Below are 16,927 nucleotides of genomic sequence, written 5' to 3'. Positions count from 1 at the left end.
ATGGAAGTCTTTAATGATAAGCTATTACTAATTTGGCAATACATGCTGTTAAAAACTTAAATAATCCAACCACTTTCAGCAACCAAAACCAGCTAGCGCGAGAACTGTTCGTTTTGGAATCAGTTGGTCTACCAAATAACCTGTTCGAACTTTTCTTTATAATAATTCTACTATATTGTAAAAGCAGCTATTTTAGCCTACTTTAACTAAATTTACATATGAACTAATTTGCCTAACTTTGTTGTAATAATTTTGCGTTTTTATTTTTGAAACACCGCTTTTACGTAAAAAGTTCTCACAAAGATACGTACCTTCTTTACGATTTTTCATAAAGAGTAAACAATTAAATTGTTGCTGCTACTAGTTATTGCAATGTTTTGCCTAAAAAATGTTGCCTGTATTGTAGGATATGGAAAAATGGACAGGTAATACCAAATCTCGTAGGTAATAGGGCAAAACCAATAACGAAGGTTGGTATTAGCATTTTACCAAAATTCGTAATTTGTTTGACATAATCTTTTTTTAGTGATAGACTAAATTAATTGCAATGAGTGAGAAATATGGTTCTTGGTACTAATAGTGAAAATCAACAAGTTAATACTAGTTTGCCTGTGCGCTATGAAGAATTAAAGGGTTCTATTCATGAGGAATTAGAACAAAAAAGAAAGCTAAAATTTGAGCCAAAAGTTCAAGTTAAAGACATTCCATCTACAGGAAAAAGAAGAGCGTGTAAAGATGCAAGGAAATTCACCAAAATAGAGAAACAGCTTAGGCAAGCTAATACAGGGCAAAAAGATTTGTACTTTAAATTACTAAAAGCTTTTGAAGGTGAAGATTTGGTATCAGCAAAAGAGCTAGTAAGGGAGATGAAGAACCTTAATATATCTTATCGGGTACAGGGTGTCAAACTACTACTCTTATTAAGATTGTTTGTTACAAACGCATGTAAAGATGCTGGCTGGTTCGAATTTTACAAAGATGTCTTGTCAGAAGGTGGTAAAATTGATCTTAATGCCGATGTTTGTTCTAGTGGTACAGCTTTAAGTTATGCATGCAGAGAAAAGAACAAAGATGTTGCAGAATTACTATTAAAGCATGGAACTGATATTAATAAAGTGAGTGCCCTGTCGGGTAAAACACCAATTCTTATTGCTCTAAAAAACAATGACCACGATCTAGCAAGTTTGCTTTTTCGATATGGAGCAAAAATTGATGTTACCCCTGAATTAGAACAAGCAATTATTGCTGATAGCTACAGCGAATATGAAAAGGAGACGATGGGGATTCTGTTGCAGCATACTTCTCCTGAACAAAATACCGAGATGCTAAAACATTTTTCAAGCAATGTAACCCTGGAAAGTACTGAAATTGTAAAGTTGCTTTTAGATAAAGGGGCTGATCCTAATATAGGAGAACCTGATGCAATGCAAATTGCTACCGATAAAGGTAATATTGAGCTTATGAATTTATTTAATCAAAAATTGGGAAGAGAGTCTAAAAGTTTAGAGGATTCATTTGTCATTATTCCTGACAATTTAACTTTGAATAAAATACAGGACATTCTAGATAAAGCAGCAAATGAAAATGATGATGCAAAATTGACTGAGGTTGTAAATAATATTCAGGATTACGAAAGTCAGGTGATTTGCAATTTTGATGATCCAGAAGAAGCAGGGCTTTTCGTGGGATTCTCTAAGAAGGTTTTGAATTTACAATCGCAAGTTAGAGACCAATATGTACTAAGCCGTATATTAATGGTGCTTCAATCTCAAGAAAATGGTAGCAGGTACTCAGTAAAAGAATTGTTACTGCTGGCAATCGCAGCTAATGATGAGCTAACAAAGAAATACCATGATATGCTTTTTGCTAAAGGAAACTTGAATCTTTTACATCTGCTTGTTGGTGGTGAAAAGTATATTGAAACCTTTATAGGGAAATTTCCCGATCTTTATCAAAGTTTAAAAAATCAAGCAATCCGACTTGAAAATGGTGAAGTTGGGTTTTTCTCAGTTATAGTGCTAAGGGAAGAACAAGAATTACTGGATAAAGTTTTTGCTAATGAAGATACTCTTCAAAATCTAAAAGAAATTTTGAAAAATAATACTTCTGATCCTACGTATGGTGTACTTGAAGCAGCGTCATTAGTACAAAATGAGGAATTTATCAAGAAAGTATTAGATGTGTTTGAAAGAGATGCTAAACAGAATATCAATGATCCAGCTACCAAAACTCTGTTGAAGGAGAGTTGTATTACTTTATTAGAAGCTGCAATAAGTCAAGAGTGTTTCCCGATTGTTGAATACTTATGCAAAAAATGTATTGAGGACAAAAATGAAGCAATTCAAACAATCTACAAAGAAGCATTTACAGATGATAAGATTATTGAGACGTTAAAGAAACAAATCCTGAAAAGCATAGGAACTCGCGGTAGAAGGGAAATTTACGATTTAATGTTGAAAACTGCATCGAGTGCTGATAACATTATATTTTTAGGAAAAGTATTGAATTTAGTTAAAGGTAATACAAAGCCTTTTCGTGAAAGTTTTGCTACTATTTCAGAAAATGCTTCTCCTACAACTGTTGAGCAATTACAAAAGTATAAAGATATGACTAAGTTTACAGAAGTGCCACGTGACGTTGAACCTAGAGAGGAAATACAAAAGGCCTTAGAAAAATGTTTAGAAAGTAGAATCCCTCACAAATACTCAGAGTTCGAAGCAATCGAAAGCAGAGATATTAAGGCTTCTTCTCGTGGGTGGTTTGCTATGCGCAAAGGAGTAGATTTTTTTATTAAGCCATTGAATGTTGACAATGACGACTCTGTACGATCATTTGTAACAGAAGTTATTGCTGGTCCGCTATATAGACTAGCACTGTTTGGCAAATCACCAAAAATTTGGCTAATTGAAGACGATCAGGATCAAATCTTTTTGGGTTCGGAATTTCTGCCTAACTTTAATGCATTTAACCATCTATATATAGAAGCACGTGACAAAAGCAATATCAAACAAGAAAAATATTCAGATGAAGCTCAACATAAATTCAAAGAGGAGTTGCAAAAAAGCGTAGAAAATTCCAAATACTTCGCTAAGTTTTTAGCTGCATGTTTAATATTTAGGGAATTTGATTTTCATTTAGGAAATTTTGGAATGACGGAAACAAATGACACAGGCATAGCAGAAAGAAAATGGGCAAAAATTGATCATGGCTTGTCATTTGAATATCAGCGCTTTGATCAGGAGTGTTCATCAAGTGATTGTCTAGGGATTTTGAAGTTTTATTTGCAAGAAAGAAAACAGCACGGGCATCCAGCAGTAGATGGCTTGTTGAAAGAAGTTTTAGCAGAGTTAGTAGATGATGGTAAATTGTCAGAAGAATTGGGTAATATGTGCAAATTCTTAGAAGAAAGTAAAGCACTGATTGAGCAATTAATAGACAAACAAGTAGGAGATTTAAACAAGGCTCTAAGTGCACATCACGGTATAAAATTTTCCATTCTCAATGAGACTTTTTCGTATAATGCTAAACATCGTGTATTCGTTACTGATCAAGGTGATGAGCTTAGTAAGTATTTCAAGGAAATATTGTATGATCAAGTTAAAAAAGCAAAAGAGTTTTCAGAAGAGTTGAGCAAGAAGAATAAAGATCTTAAAATGGAAGATTTGAGTTTAGGTTGTAACTCTTTAGACAATACAACTGGGTCGAATGCGCAAGGTGATAGTAGTAAAGCACATTCTGAAGTTATAGTAACTGAAAGCAACAGTAGTGAAGGTGAAAATAAAAAAACAGTAGCCTCATCTATTAGGTTTGTTCGGTAGAAGCTGTAGCTTTACTCCTCTCGTTTGAGTTTTATTACTACAACTCCCCCTAAAGAACCGTGCTTGCAGATTTCCCGCACACGGCTCATCAATATTAGTTTTCACAGTCGTCCCTCTTATGCATATAAAGAAAAATGTATTTTTGGCTTTGGTAATGGATTTACTTCTACGTAGTGTACAAACTGTTCCCAGGTCATACTCTTTTTCTGACTACGCCGATTTATCCATTTATAGCATTTCTCATAATAGTCCGAACAGGTCATAGGAAGGCAGAATCAACAGCACGACGAAAGGATTCGAATAGAGGAATGTTTTTCCTGGCTCTGTTTTTTATAGCAAACCAATGATGCTCAATTTTGTTGAAATCTGGAGAATAAGGCGGCAGATACAAAATTTCTGCACCAACCCCTTTAGCAAGCTCGATAATCTTATCAGACTTATGAAAAGTAGCATTGTCAAGAATGACAGTCTGTCCAGGTTCCAAGATCGGTGTCAAAAATTGCTCAAACCATCCATTAAAAACATCCATATTACAGTGGCCTTCAAAGGTTAACGGAACAACTATCTTTCTTCCACTTAAGGCTGCAACCATACTGATTCGTTGAGTTTTCTTTCCAGATTTTAAGGCATAAAACCGCTGTCCTTTCTGGCAATATCCGTAGGGGTAGTCTTCGGTGTTATCAATGCCAGACTCATCTATATACACTAAGTTTTTAGGTTCTTTTGTCGCTATAATTTTCAAAAATTCAGCACGTTTTTCTTCGTTTCTTTCCTTGTATCCATATGTCTTTTTTTGCGCGTAAATCCAATTTTTTTAAGGGCTCGATAGATCGTTTGGATACTAATGTTGTTCCAAAGTTTAGCCATTTCCGATAGAGTCTTTCCTCCGTGTTCTCTGGCAAATTTGGCAAAGGTATCCCAGTCGGTAATTTTGTGATTGTAACCCCCATTTCCAAGTTTTTTTGATTGAAAGTCTCCTGTTTCTTTTCTTCTTTGCTGCCACTCCCATAAAGTAGTTCGTCCAATCTTAAATCTTGCTGCCACTGTTTCTCTGCTTTCTCCTTCGTCTAGCGCTTCCATTGCTTTTTTTCTTAAATCATAACTATATGCTGCTGGCATTCAACCTCCTTATCATCATCTACCCTTATCCTATCACATCCGGACTTTTATGGAAAGAGCTATACAAAAACGATTTCTACTAGGGTGTCACGCACTGGGATGACACCATTCTTTTTCCTGGATCCAAGTAGTCAGGGCACTGGGATGACAGCTACCCTGACAATCGTCATCCCGCTGCTTGTTAGCGGATACCGCGGCGGTATGACGTAGAGGTTATACTTTTATGCTTACCAACTTAATAAAATTCCTGGATTCCAGTGTCAGCTACTTTCATGACACCAACAGTTGATATTGGTTTGTTGCTTTACTGGCAGCTACTAGCTATGCCTCAAGTTTCCTATTCAAAACTTTCAATATTAGATCCAATTCATTTGGATTATTATACCGTATCATAACTTTACCCTTAGAATTGTTGTCATTAATTTTGATCTTTAAACCAAGTTGAGAAGATATAGCGCCTTCTATTACCGTCATATCTTGATTTCTAGTATATTTCTGTTCTTTTTGATTATTATTTTGGTGTAAGTCTTTTATCAATTTTTCAGTTTGTCTAACACTTAAGCCCTGAGAAACTATTTTTTCTGCAATATCTTCCGCATTTTCAACATTAATCAACGCTCTTGCATGGCCCATAGACAATTTTTTTTCATTGATCATCATTTTTACACTATAGGGAAGTGACAACATCCGAATCATATTGGTTATGTGGCTGCGGCTTTTGCCTATAGCTGAAGCTAATTCCTCATGTGTATAGAAGAACTCATCTATCAGTTTTCTGTAAGCTTCACCTTCTTCTATTGGATTAATATCTTGCCTTTGTATATTTTCAATAATGGATACTTCCAAGCATTCCTTGTCGCTCAGATCTTTTATGATAACCGGTGCACTATCAAGATTTGCAATCTTGCTTGCTCGCCAACGACGTTCCCCAGCTATTATTTCGTAACCATCATCATTTGAATCTTTGCGTACCACGATAGGCTGTATAATGCCACTTTTCTTTATCGAATTTGCAAGCTCTCTTAATGATTCCTCGTCAAAATGTTTCCTCGGTTGAAATTTGCTTGGGTGCAGTAATGAAATAGGCAAATACTCTTGTCGATCTTCTTTATTATCATAATTATCGCCTATGAGACCGGCAAGACCTCTGCCGAGGCGTCTATCATCCTTCATACTACGCCCTCGCTTACTAGCTTCTTCTCCTTACAACTGCTCGCGTGCTTTTTTAAAATTTCCCTTGCCAAACTTATATATGCTTGTGCACCAGGACACTTAAGATCATACACAATAGCGGGTTTTCCATGAGAAGGCGCTTCTGATAACCGTACGTTACGTGGAATAACAGTCTCATACAATGGGATGATAGTTTTGTATACTTTATCATTTAAATACTGGCAAATATCGTTTTTAATCTGTTCACTGAGTTTGTTGCGCCTGTCATACATTGTTAACACTATCCCTTCTATTGCCAAAAAAGGGTTTAGGTTATTCCTTTTTATTAGCTCCACAGTTTTAACTAAATGGCTTAATCCTTCCAGAGCAAAAAATTCACACTGAAGAGGAACAATAATAGAATTAGCAGCAGTCAAAGCATTTATGGTCAGAAGCCCAAGTGATGGAGGGCAATCGATGATTATATACTCATAATTATCGCGTATCTTCTCCAATGCGCTTTTTAGTACGAATTTTCCTCGCTCAAGTTGCGATAATTCAATTTCTGCAGCTGACAAATCAACTACTGACGAAATTAGCGATAAATTCGGAATTTCCTTTATATTGAAAATTGCCGATTCTATCAATTTATTTTCGCTGCTTAGTAGTATTTTGTATATGTTTTTTTCTTCCCTACTACGATAAGAAATCCCGAGTCCGGTGCTAGCATTTCCTTGAGGATCAAGATCTACCAATAAAGTGCTTTTTCCCACAGCAGCAAAGGCTGTCGACAAATTTATACTAGTTGTGGTTTTGCCAACTCCACCCTTTTGATTTACTATTGCAATAATCTTGCTCACGCCTTTTATCTTATGTATAAAATAATTCTATTGTATATATGCAAGAAACTTTTGCATTAGAAAATTTTTTTGTTGCTAATCACACTAAAATTAGACTGTCTTTTTTGCTTTGTGTAACACACTTTGAACCTTGTTTCCTAATTCATTCAGAGTGAATGGTTTTGGCAAAAAGTGAAAATCTTCTATATTGATGTCATCACTCTTTAAAAAAGCATCTTCTGCATACCCAGAAATAAAAATAACGTTGATACTTGGCCTATGGATCAATGCTTCTTTAACTATTTCTGGGCCGCTCACCTCTGGCATGATTACATCAGTGATTATAAGATCTATATGTTGACTTTTTTTACTGATTATTTCTAGCGCCTCGCTGCCTATGCTTGCTTCTATTACATCAAATCCTTTTCTTTTGAGTGCTTTAGAGATGAATTCCCTTACTGAATCTTCATCTTCGATTAATAAAATTATACCATTACCTTTAATTTCACTTACTACCGGTTTTTCTGTTTCTTCACTATCTTCCTCTCTATCATTTTCATCTGATATGTAAACCATGGGCAAAAATATGCTAAATTTAGTTCCATGATTTACTTTGCTAGCAACATAGATGTATCCTTCAGTTTGTTTAATAATGCCATATACAGTAGAGAGGCCAAGACCTGTACCGGAAGCAATATCTTTAGTAGAAAAAAATGGATCAAAGATCTTTTCAGTTGTATCACTCGTCATTCCACATCCAGTATCAATTACTTCAATCACAACATAATTTCCATGTTCAATCGCTTCCTTGTCTGGAGAAAACATATCCTGAGGTGTAGAATTTAATGAGTCAATCTTTTGATTAAAGGTTCGTATAGTTAATTCTCCGCCCTTTTCCATAGCAGCACTAGCATTGACTGCTAAGTTAAGTATAACTTGCTCTAATTGCCCTTGATCAGCCCTAACAGCACCCAAGTCTCTACCATAATAAATATTAAATTTTATATTTTCACCTATTAATCTTTTTATCATTTCATAAAGATTAGCTATAGTATTATTTACATCAATAATTTTTGGCTGCAAGGTCTGTCTTCTTGAGAAAGCAAGCAATTGTCTTACTAAATTTGATCCACGCTTTGCATTTTGCTGTATCTGTATTATATCTCCAAAAGATGGATCACCAGCTGAATGCTGGAGTAAAAGCAAATCGCAAAATCCTATTATCCCAGTCAATATATTGTTGAAATCATGCGCAATACCACCTGCTAACTGCCCTATAGCTTGCATCTTTTGATAATGCTCAAGCTTTATCTCTAGGTTTTTGTGTTCAGTATTGTCAATAAAATAACAAAGTATGAAGATCATTTTATTATGAAGAAACTTATTGAAATATATTTTTATGTTATTACCGCCGTTGAGCTGTACATCAAAGGACGCATTATTTATTCTATTACTCGAAAAATATTCACGTATTTTTACATGATAACTATCCAATATCAATGTAAAGATTGAATTATTATCTGACCCTGCAAGCTTTATTAGTGCCGTATTTTTCTTTACAAAGTTGCCGTTTATGTCACATTGTGCAATAGCAATTGATGAATTTGCAAAACAAGGGTGTAATTGATAATCAACAAGATTTGATTCGGTTGGTGTTATAAAGCCATATATATAGCTATGGTTGTATTTATCACAAAATATAGCAGTGCTCATATAAGCCTTGAATGGAATACCACTTATAGTAAAAAACAAAATTTCATTATCGGTTATTGTATTGTTATATTTAGATTGAGATATAAAATCACTGATTGAGCTACCTTTTTCCAGTTTTTTCAGTTCAAATATGTCTAAAAATCTTTTATTTACAGATAAAATCACTCCTTTGGCATTTGCAATGTAAGTTCCTATACTGTGTTTTTCTATTAACTCTTCATATATCTGCTCCTTGTTTATCTGTGTTGCTTTTAACACAAAATACCCATCTGGCCTTGCTATTGGCACTAATGATAAATTTAAAATCTTATTACTATTTATAGCAATTTGGGGATTATCTGGTATTGGCTCAAAGAGCAAAAGAAAGTTAGATACTCTATTCTTCTTGTTTAAGGAAATGCATACCTGTACAGAAGAGTTATTTTTTAGTGCATGATAGAGTACTTTTTTGTCTGCTTCTGAAACATCTCCTATTTCAAGAATCTTGCCTAACGTAATGTCATCATCTATATGATCTTTAAACCTTTCGTAGAACCTTGCATCAGCATAAATAATACCTTCATCTTTATGTAAAATAAGGCAAAATTCTGTATTATGATTTAGTGCATTTGCAAATATTGCATTTTGAAATTCTATAGTATTAAGTAGGTATCTGTAGCGTTTTACATTATACATCATAAAGAGAGTTGTTAGAATGCTAACTAATAAATTAATCTCTATATTAATATGCTGACTATATATATCAAAAAAGTAGAGTATCGATATTGCTACTGGTGGTAAGAGCATAATAACTGCCATCACAACAATTGACATTCCATAATTTCTTAGTATGAAATCAACCCTGTTCTCTTTTTTGTTATCTATGTATCTCTTATTCATTATTGTTACTTGGCATTGTTGTACATACGAAAATGTTCTATTATATTGATTTAATTATTATAGATTTATTAACGTCTTTGATAGATAATTATCATCCAAATCTAATTAAGTTCCTTAAATATCAGATACAACAATGTTAATAAGCTAGTAAGAGGATATTATGGAAAAACAAAAAACACAAGCATTTAAATGGTTCTGTGCACTAAGAGATAAGATCATAGAATCTTTCTTATTAATTGAAAAACAATCATCCGCAGAGCCAAAGATCGAAAAGAGAAAGTGGGATCGCCCAGGTGGTGGAGGTGGTGAATCTACAATTATTTTTGGTAATGTTTTTGAAAAAGTTGGAGTAAACGTTTCAAAAGTACACGGAAAATTTGCAGATTCAGCCATTAATGAAATTCCTGGTGCAAGTGAAAGTAACGGAGAGTTCTGGGCAAGCGGTATATCTTTAGTGTCTCATATGCAATCGCCCCTTATCCCTGCAGCACATATGAACACAAGGCTGATATATACTTCAAAACAATGGTTTGGTGGAGGAATGGATTTTACGCCAATATATAAAAATGAAGAAGATTGCAAGTATATCCATGAATCAATCAAAATGACATGTGATAGATTTGACACCGGATATTATCCAAAATTTAAAGAGCAATGTGACAATTATTTTTTCTTACAACACAGAAAAGAGCCACGTGGTATTGGTGGCATTTTCTATGATAATCTGAGTTCTGGCAACTGGGAAAACGATTTTGAGTTCACAAAAGCAGTAGGTGAAGTCTTTTTGGAAATTTATTTGCACATCATACGTAAACATATACAAAAATCTTGGACAAAAGAACAACGAGAAAATCAATTAATAAAACGTGGCAGATATGTAGAATTCAATCTGTTATACGATCGTGGCACAAGGTTTGGTTTAATGACTGACGGCAATCCAGATGCAATTATGATGTCAATGCCACCACTTGTTAAGTGGTTATAGAGAGCTGCTATTAGTAGAAAATAAATCATCATAGTTTAAAATTGTACCATGGTAGTGAGCTTTTATATAGGGGGTATAATCATGGGCATAATAGATAATTTTTTAATTAAATCTGTCAAAAACAATGATATAAAAGGTGTTAAACTGACTCTAATTCTCTATAATGCATTAAATAGTTTTAGAAAATTCTTTTCAAAGACTATGTCTCTCAAGAATACAGGATCATTTGATATAAATAATAATCAAGCTTTATAGCATTTCTCATAATAGTCCGAACAGGTCATAGGAAGGCAGAATCAACAGCACGACGAAAGGATTCGAATAGAGGAATGTTTTTCCTGGCTCTGTTTTTTATAGCAAACCAATGATGCTCAATTTTGTTGAAATCTGGAGAATAAGGCGGCAGATACAAAATTTCTGCACCAACCCCTTTAGCAAGCTCGATAATCTTATCAGACTTATGAAAAGTAGCATTGTCAAGAATGACAGTCTGTCCAGGTTCCAAGATCGGTGTCAAAAATTGCTCAAACCATCCATTAAAAACATCCATATTACAGTGGCCTTCAAAGGTTAACGGAACAACTATCTTTCTTCCACTTAAGGCTGCAACCATACTGATTCGTTGAGTTTTCTTTCCAGATTTTAAGGCATAAAACCGCTGTCCTTTCTGGCAATATCCGTAGGGGTAGTCTTCGGTGTTATCAATGCCAGACTCATCTATATACACTAAGTTTTTAGGTTCTTTTGTCGCTATAATTTTCAAAAATTCAGCACGTTTTTCTTCGTTTCTTTCCTTGTATCCATATGTCTTTTTTTGCGCGTAAATCCAATTTTTTTAAGGGCTCGATAGATCGTTTGGATACTAACGTTGTTCCAAAGTTTAGCCATTTCCGATAGAGTCTTTCCTCCGTGTTCTCTGGCAAATTTGGCAAAGGTATCCCAGTCGGTAATTTTGTGATTGTAACCCCCATTTCCAAGTTTTTTTGATTGAAAGTCTCCTGTTTCTTTTCTTCTTTGCTGCCACTCCCATAAAGTAGTTCGTCCAATCTTAAATCTTGCTGCCACTGTTTCTCTGCTTTCTCCTTCGTCTAGCGCTTCCATTGCTTTTTTTCTTAAATCATAACTATATGCTGCTGGCATTCAACCTCCTTATCATCATCTACCCTTATCCTATCACATCCAGACTTTTATGGAAAGAGCTATAAATCAGGCTTTAGGACATGCTACAGATCACAAAATAATGGAATTGCTGATTAATCGTGGAGCTGATATCCACTCAATAGATGAGAATGGAAAGAATGTTATAATTCGTGTTATTGAGAGTTTAGCAGAATCAAAAAATCTAAAATTGGATAGTGAGAAAAACTTACCAGCAGAGATAATTCTTCACCCCACAGTTTCCTTTTTACTAGGAAAAGGCGCAGAGTATTATTCTACAGATGATTTGAATGTTGAAGCTATACAACAAAAACCTCCTAGAACCTCTGAATATGAGCCAATAACTATGTACGCTGAGGTGAACAACAATGTAATACCACCTCAAAAACCTCCTAGAACTTTTGAGTATAAGCCAAAGAGCACTAATTATGATGCTTTGCCTTCAAAAGAGCCAATTTACGCTGAGGTGTATGATGCTAAGGTTAGTAACTCATTAGGGGAGAATGGTTATTTGAGTGTATCAGAAGAATCTATTTATGCTGAAATATATGATTCACATAAAAAATCCACTGAAAATTTATCATTGGAAGATAGTGGTTATTTGAGTATATCAGAAGAACCTATTTATTGCACTATAGATGATCTTTCAGAACAAAAAAGCCTACTAGCCTAAAACAGAAAGAGCCAGAACAGTCGTCAGAACCTATTTATGCTAGGGTAGATTTGTCCAAGAAAAGAGCAGAAAGAAAAGCAAAAGACATAAAAGCTAATTCTGGAACTTGCCATGGGTTAGTGCAAGATAAAGTGAATGATTGGCAAGTGAAGCTAAATGAGCTAAGTGCTAATAAGTCGATAAGTCAGCAACAGACTAATGATCAAAAAATTAAGACCAAGGCTGGCTTTAGTGTAGAAGAAATAAGGCAGAAATATGAGCGTAGAGATTCTGGCTACGATTCTGGCTATGATTCCGATACAAAAGTTGAACAACAATTAGAATTAGCTCCTAAATCTGAGATAGGTTCAGTGAGTATTGAGCATGGAGTAATAGGAGGCTGTCGATATAAGCATACGCGTCAAGTTAAGAGATTGTGAGCAAATTTAGAGAGGTTAAAGTGGATACTCTAGCCCTTCTACGTTTGTCTTTTAATGAAAATCGCGACCAAGTTATAGTGAGTTTTTTAAGAAATACTTTTAAACTATTAATCTTGGTTAATACTAAAAATAACTCTCTAACCCGTCTTTTTAGCTCAATAAATGCCTTTGTTAAGCTAAGTTCTGTATTCTTTTTCACTTCTGTGCAACCAACTATGCCGTGAAATATAAGAATTGCGCACAATTTAGCATATAGTTCACATAATACTCTGCATGGCTTTCCTTTTAGCTTATCAAGTCTGATATGGCTTTTATACAATTTAAATAATAACTCAATTTGCCACCTTACTCTGTAAATCGTTAATACTTGCTCAGCACTAATTTTATTTTCTGGAACATTAGTTATAAATATTGACCAGTTCAACAATTTTTGATTTCTTTTAGAGGATGTATATCCCTGCGATCTTGCTAATCTATTAGCTTTCCTTCTTCTGGCTATAGACTGTTCTTCAGTTAGTTTCTGACATATAATTCTTACTCTAATTTTTGCTTCTTTTCCTAACAATACCTCGTTTTCTAAAAATAACTTATCCTCTAAACATTCTAATAACTCCATTTTTTGATTTGTTTCTACATCATATACGTTGGTATCGGATTTATAACGACTTATGAAATAAGCTCCTATTTCATTGATTTGTTTAAAAGAACTTGGCACAAAATAACCGAGATCAGATATTAGCAAATCATTGCTTGATATATTACTTAAATGTTTCCTATATCCCTGGTCTGATCTTATTCCCTCCGTTAAATTAAGTTGGTCTATTATCTGATTCATGTAATCGAAAACTAATTGTAACTTTATTCCAGACTTAGTATTGCTTTCATAGCCACTGTAGCTAGTACCATAACCTTTATACATCTCTTCCATACTGTTAGGTAGAGTAATATAGCTACTGTCCAATAATTTAACACTATTAAATTGCTGTAAGATTTTGCAATCAACTTGCAAGATATTTTTAAAGAGAACCACAGATTCATTATACATCCTTTTCATAAATTCCACTGCTTCTTCAGTAAATCTAAAATCCAAACCTTGTTTTGTTATATCTATCGAGTCCTCGTTTAGTAATTGACACATTGTTTCTACGCTACAATTATCAACTCCTATATTACCCAAGACCATGGCTTTTACGAATGATGAACCTTTTAGCTTTCTCTTTCTTTTTATAAACCTTGTTGTAATTGAGATTTTCTCTGCTTTTTCATTAAAAAATTCTTTGAGCTTTTTTGATAAGCAAGTTATTTTATTCATTGGTTCTCTCACTAAAAGTATATCTGGGAGAACTTATACCTTATTATTCTATCTCTTTCATACCTTTATTTCCTTAACTTGACGCGTATGGTCGATATAAGATTACTGATATATCCCTCTAACTATGTGATTCAAAATAATTGAATTGACTTTATATATGTAATCGATATAACCTAGTTAGATTCAAGTTGACTCTTTCGTCTAGTGGTTAGGACACCACCCTTTCACGGTGGTAACACGGGTTCAAATCCCGTAAGAGTCACTCAAGTAGAATATAATTAAAGTTTTGAATGGGAAAAATTAGGCTCTATGTTGAAGAAGCTTTATCACAAGGCGTGAGTTTAGCACTTAATCCACAACAAAGTCACTATATTTGCAATGTAATGCGGCTTAAGAAGTATGATAATCTCTCTCTTTTTAATGGAAAAGATGGAGAATGGTTAGGAGAAGTAGTTAATATATCGCGTAAATTGACAGAAGTTACACCCAAAGAATGCACTAAACAACAGCAATATGAGGAAAATTTATACCTGTATTGTGCCATGGTAAAAAGTGCTGCTTTGAACAACATAGTAAGACAGGCAACTGAAATGGGAGTAATCTGCATTCAATTTATTTCAACGGAACGTACAGTGGTAAAAAATATTAACCTAAGTAGAGCAAAATTACAAGCAATCGAAGCAGCGGAACAATCAGGTAGGATAAGTATACCAGAGATTTTGCCTCCTATTAACTTTTGTGAGTTACCTGATTCCCAGAGTAAAAATTTTGTTTTGTGTGATGAAACAGGTAAAGCTGACAAAGTGCTGAAAGGCAAAAAAAATGTTGCTATTATTGTTGGCCCTGAAGGTGGTTTTTCATCTTATGAACTTGATCTTGCCGATAAGTTTTGTCAAAAATTGAGTCTAGGAAAAAGAATTTTAAGGGTCGATACTGCTGTAGTTGCTGCACTCACTTTCACCAATTGGTGTAGCTAGATTTTTAAATATGACTAAGGTTTGGGTCATAAAGAAATCTGGTTCAGTGTTGCGCGCACAAAAACCCTGTAGACTTTCTACGAAGCAGTCTGTTGTTAAAGAGGAGCTAATAAAAAACATATTCTAAGATAATATTAAATCTCATATTATATTTTTTCTAAAGTAAACAAATGAATCTTGCATTTTGCCTGAGTTATTGATACTCTGAGTAAAGAAGTCGGGGCGTAGCGCAGCCTGGTAGCGCATTTGGTTTGGGACCAAAGGGTCGGGAGTTCAAATCTCTCCGCCCCGATGTTAGTACGATTGTAAAAACGCTGCAATATAAGAGCAATCTCCATCAGTAAGCAAGTAGCTGACACTGGAATGACATCATTTACCATGTAAATTGTGGCATATTATATTTTAACGCTCAAGTTTATAAAATAATTGACAATGTTAATTTTCTAATTTATAAATAGATTTTGAAATGATTACCGAAGGAGGTATAGAGTTTGATAGAAGTATCAGTCCATTATGGTGATGTAGACAGAGCTCTTCCAGTATTGAAAAAAACAATTCAAAAGGAAGGAAGAGGGTTGAAAATGAAAAAACAATATCATGAAAAAAAATCAGAAAAAAGAGCTAAAAAGAAAGCTGAAGCTAAAAAAAAGAGGTACCAACAAGAGTGCAGAAGGCAGCGTTATGGTTGGTAGTTTGTACTCAGGTTAATAGTTTATCATTGGTTATTTTATGAATATTCACGAATATCAAGCGAAAGAAGTTTTGCATAAATTTAATGTCCCAGTGCCAAAAGGTTTTGTTGCTACATCTGCGGAAGAAGTAAAGACTCAAGTAAGTCAATTAAAATCTGACGTGTTTGTAGTTAAAGCTCAAATTCATGCAGGTGGTAGGGGTAAAGCCGGTGGCGTAAAGCTAGCAAAGTCAGTTGAAGAAGCTCAACAGTTTGTAAAGGACATGATTGGTATGACTTTAGTTACTCATCAAACAGGGCCAAGCGGGCAGCAAGTAAGAAAAGTGTACGTTGAAGAAGGCTCAAGCATTAAGAAAGAGTATTATTTAAGCCTGGTAATCGACCCGAAGCTCAGTAGGCCAATATTCATATTTTCCTCAGAAGGTGGAATGGACATTGAAGAAGTGGCAAAAAATTCTCCTGCAAAAATTGTGAAATTTGATATTGATTCTGCTACAAGTTTTGATAGCAGCAAGTTAAGCAGCAGTTTTGATTTGAGTCCAGAACAAATAGAAAAAATAACAAATGTTGCAAAAAATATATATGATGCGTTTATTGCAACTGATGCGAGCCAAATTGAAATTAATCCACTGGTTGAAACAAACTCTGGAGATTTTATTGCGCTCGATGCGAAAATTAATTTCGATGACAATGCTTTATATCGTCACCCAGAAATTATGGAACTTCGTGATTATGATGAAGAAGTGAAAGAAGAGATAGAGGCTTCAAAATATGGGCTCAGTTACATCAAAATGGATGGCAGTATTGGTTGCATGGTAAACGGTGCAGGTCTTGCTATGGCAACAATGGATATAATAAAATACTACGGAGCAGAGCCTGCTAACTTTTTGGATGTTGGTGGTGGAGCGAGTAAAGAAACTGTAACTGAAGCATTTAAAATCATATTGTCTGATAGCAACGTAAAAGGAATTCTGGTTAACATATTTGGTGGTATAATGCGTTGCGATATTATCGCAAGTGGAATTGTTGCGGCTGCAAAAGAAATGAGCATTAAAGTTCCTCTAGTGGTTAGATTATCAGGTACTAATTTTGAAGAAGGAAAAAAAATCTTAGAAGAGTCAGGATTAAATATTATTGCTGCAGATGAACTGGGTGATGCTGCACAAAAGATAGTAAAAGAGGTAAAATAAAG

At 34.5% G+C, this 16,927-nt stretch carries 16 protein-coding genes and 2 tRNA genes; 10 read left to right on the top strand and 8 right to left on the bottom strand.

Going from position 1 to position 16,927, the window contains the following annotated elements:
- Window positions 1–560 precede the first annotated feature (560 nt).
- Window positions 561–3,818 (top strand): ankyrin repeat domain-containing protein, encoded by a 3,258-nt coding sequence (locus AAGD84_RS03280; protein ID WP_341818141.1) that lies wholly within the window; start codon window positions 561–563, stop codon window positions 3,816–3,818.
- Here the strand turns inward: AAGD84_RS03280 and AAGD84_RS03275 are convergent.
- From AAGD84_RS03275 to AAGD84_RS03250, 6 genes are all read right to left on the bottom strand, one after another.
- Window positions 3,795–3,923, bottom strand: a complete 129-nt coding sequence (locus AAGD84_RS03275) for a hypothetical protein (RefSeq protein ID WP_341818140.1) — start codon at window positions 3,921–3,923, stop codon at window positions 3,795–3,797. The genes AAGD84_RS03280 and AAGD84_RS03275 overlap by 24 nt on opposite strands.
- A gap of 11 nt (window positions 3,924–3,934) precedes the next feature.
- Window positions 3,935–4,081: a hypothetical protein gene (locus AAGD84_RS03270; protein ID WP_264722807.1), complete on the bottom strand. Its 147-nt coding sequence runs from the start codon at window positions 4,079–4,081 to the stop codon at window positions 3,935–3,937.
- Window positions 4,078–4,937, bottom strand: a protein-coding gene (locus AAGD84_RS03265; protein WP_341817957.1) for an IS630 family transposase whose coding sequence is annotated in 2 segments (ribosomal slippage) — window positions 4,078–4,613 and window positions 4,613–4,937 — 861 coding nt in all. Because the reading frame shifts where the segments join, the coding sequence is not laid out codon by codon here. The genes AAGD84_RS03270 and AAGD84_RS03265 overlap by 4 nt, the downstream gene beginning before the upstream one ends.
- Window positions 4,938–5,258: 321 nt before the next feature.
- A complete protein-coding gene (locus tag AAGD84_RS03260) occupies window positions 5,259–6,110 on the bottom strand; it encodes a ParB/RepB/Spo0J family partition protein (protein ID WP_265029912.1) in 852 nt (283 codons plus the stop codon).
- Window positions 6,107–6,949, bottom strand: a complete 843-nt coding sequence (locus tag AAGD84_RS03255; protein ID WP_006280226.1) for a ParA family protein — start codon at window positions 6,947–6,949, stop codon at window positions 6,107–6,109. Before AAGD84_RS03255 ends, AAGD84_RS03260 begins: the two co-directional genes overlap by 4 nt.
- A gap of 90 nt (window positions 6,950–7,039) precedes the next feature.
- Entirely contained in the window at window positions 7,040–9,520 is a 2,481-nt protein-coding gene (locus AAGD84_RS03250; RefSeq protein ID WP_264723039.1) for a response regulator, read from the bottom strand.
- Window positions 9,521–9,680: 160 nt separating this feature from the next.
- Between AAGD84_RS03250 and hemF the strand changes: the two genes are divergently transcribed.
- On the top strand, window positions 9,681–10,505 hold the full coding sequence (hemF, locus tag AAGD84_RS03245) for an oxygen-dependent coproporphyrinogen oxidase (protein WP_264723038.1): 825 nt from the start codon (window positions 9,681–9,683) through the stop codon (window positions 10,503–10,505).
- Window positions 10,506–10,586: 81 nt separating this feature from the next.
- Window positions 10,587–10,760: a hypothetical protein gene (locus AAGD84_RS03240; RefSeq protein ID WP_341818139.1), complete on the top strand. Its 174-nt coding sequence runs from the start codon at window positions 10,587–10,589 to the stop codon at window positions 10,758–10,760.
- 25 nt (window positions 10,761–10,785) lie between these two features.
- On the opposite strand, the gene AAGD84_RS03235 is transcribed toward AAGD84_RS03240, so the two are convergent.
- A protein-coding gene (locus AAGD84_RS03235) for an IS630 family transposase (RefSeq protein WP_264705388.1) occupies window positions 10,786–11,645 on the bottom strand; the annotation gives its coding sequence in 2 pieces (ribosomal slippage) (window positions 10,786–11,321 and window positions 11,321–11,645; 861 coding nt in all).
- Between the two features lie 49 nt (window positions 11,646–11,694).
- Here AAGD84_RS03235 and AAGD84_RS03230 point away from each other — a divergent pair.
- A complete protein-coding gene (locus tag AAGD84_RS03230) occupies window positions 11,695–12,336 on the top strand; it encodes a hypothetical protein (RefSeq protein WP_341818138.1) in 642 nt (213 codons plus the stop codon).
- A gap of 50 nt (window positions 12,337–12,386) precedes the next feature.
- Complete coding sequence (locus AAGD84_RS03225) at window positions 12,387–12,755, top strand: hypothetical protein (protein ID WP_341818137.1); 369 nt, start codon at window positions 12,387–12,389, stop codon at window positions 12,753–12,755.
- Here AAGD84_RS03225 and AAGD84_RS03220 read toward each other — a convergent pair.
- On the bottom strand, window positions 12,742–14,067 hold the full coding sequence (locus AAGD84_RS03220) for an IS4 family transposase (protein WP_341817859.1): 1,326 nt from the start codon (window positions 14,065–14,067) through the stop codon (window positions 12,742–12,744). The two genes, AAGD84_RS03225 and AAGD84_RS03220, sit on opposite strands and share 14 nt — an antisense overlap.
- A 190-nt stretch (window positions 14,068–14,257) precedes the next feature.
- On the opposite strand from AAGD84_RS03220, the gene AAGD84_RS03215 reads away from it, so the two are divergent.
- The 5 genes from AAGD84_RS03215 to sucC all read left to right on the top strand — a co-directional run bounded on the left by AAGD84_RS03215 (window position 14,258) and on the right by sucC (window position 16,925).
- A tRNA-Glu gene (locus AAGD84_RS03215) sits at window positions 14,258–14,329 on the top strand.
- A gap of 28 nt (window positions 14,330–14,357) precedes the next feature.
- The gene (locus AAGD84_RS03210; RefSeq protein ID WP_006279818.1) at window positions 14,358–15,044 is read left to right on the top strand and encodes a 16S rRNA (uracil(1498)-N(3))-methyltransferase; all 687 of its coding nucleotides are present in this window, start codon (window positions 14,358–14,360) and stop codon (window positions 15,042–15,044) included.
- A gap of 218 nt (window positions 15,045–15,262) precedes the next feature.
- Window positions 15,263–15,336, top strand: a tRNA-Pro gene (locus AAGD84_RS03205).
- 199 nt (window positions 15,337–15,535) lie between these two features.
- Window positions 15,536–15,736 (top strand): 30S ribosomal protein S21, encoded by a 201-nt coding sequence (gene rpsU / locus AAGD84_RS03200; RefSeq protein WP_006279819.1) that lies wholly within the window; start codon window positions 15,536–15,538, stop codon window positions 15,734–15,736.
- Window positions 15,737–15,773: 37 nt separating this feature from the next.
- Window positions 15,774–16,925, top strand: a complete 1,152-nt coding sequence (sucC, locus tag AAGD84_RS03195) for an ADP-forming succinate--CoA ligase subunit beta (RefSeq protein WP_265038204.1) — start codon at window positions 15,774–15,776, stop codon at window positions 16,923–16,925.
- Window positions 16,926–16,927: the final 2 nt, after the last annotated feature.

It is taken from the genome of Wolbachia endosymbiont (group A) of Andrena fulva (genome assembly GCF_964026815.1).
In the GTDB taxonomy this organism is placed as follows: Bacteria; Pseudomonadota; Alphaproteobacteria; order Rickettsiales; family Anaplasmataceae; genus Wolbachia; species Wolbachia pipientis.
The sequence above is the reverse complement of the archived record's forward strand: the minus strand, read 5'-3'. Positions and strand labels throughout refer to the sequence as shown.

Coding starts and splice junctions, on each gene's coding strand:
- AAGD84_RS03280 (WP_341818141.1), top strand. CDS start 561: ATGGTTCTTGGTACTAATAGTGAAAATCAACAAGTTAATACTAGTTTG.
- AAGD84_RS03270 (WP_264722807.1), bottom strand. CDS start 4,081: ATGACCTGTTCGGACTATTATGAGAAATGCTATAAATGGATAAATCGG.
- AAGD84_RS03260 (WP_265029912.1), bottom strand. CDS start 6,110: ATGAAGGATGATAGACGCCTCGGCAGAGGTCTTGCCGGTCTCATAGGC.
- AAGD84_RS03250 (WP_264723039.1), bottom strand. CDS start 9,520: ATGAATAAGAGATACATAGATAACAAAAAAGAGAACAGGGTTGATTTC.
- hemF (WP_264723038.1), top strand. CDS start 9,681: ATGGAAAAACAAAAAACACAAGCATTTAAATGGTTCTGTGCACTAAGA.
- AAGD84_RS03240 (WP_341818139.1), top strand. CDS start 10,587: ATGGGCATAATAGATAATTTTTTAATTAAATCTGTCAAAAACAATGAT.
- AAGD84_RS03230 (WP_341818138.1), top strand. CDS start 11,695: ATGGAAAGAGCTATAAATCAGGCTTTAGGACATGCTACAGATCACAAA.
- AAGD84_RS03220 (WP_341817859.1), bottom strand. CDS start 14,067: ATGAATAAAATAACTTGCTTATCAAAAAAGCTCAAAGAATTTTTTAAT.
- AAGD84_RS03210 (WP_006279818.1), top strand. CDS start 14,358: ATGGGAAAAATTAGGCTCTATGTTGAAGAAGCTTTATCACAAGGCGTG.
- sucC (WP_265038204.1), top strand. CDS start 15,774: ATGAATATTCACGAATATCAAGCGAAAGAAGTTTTGCATAAATTTAAT.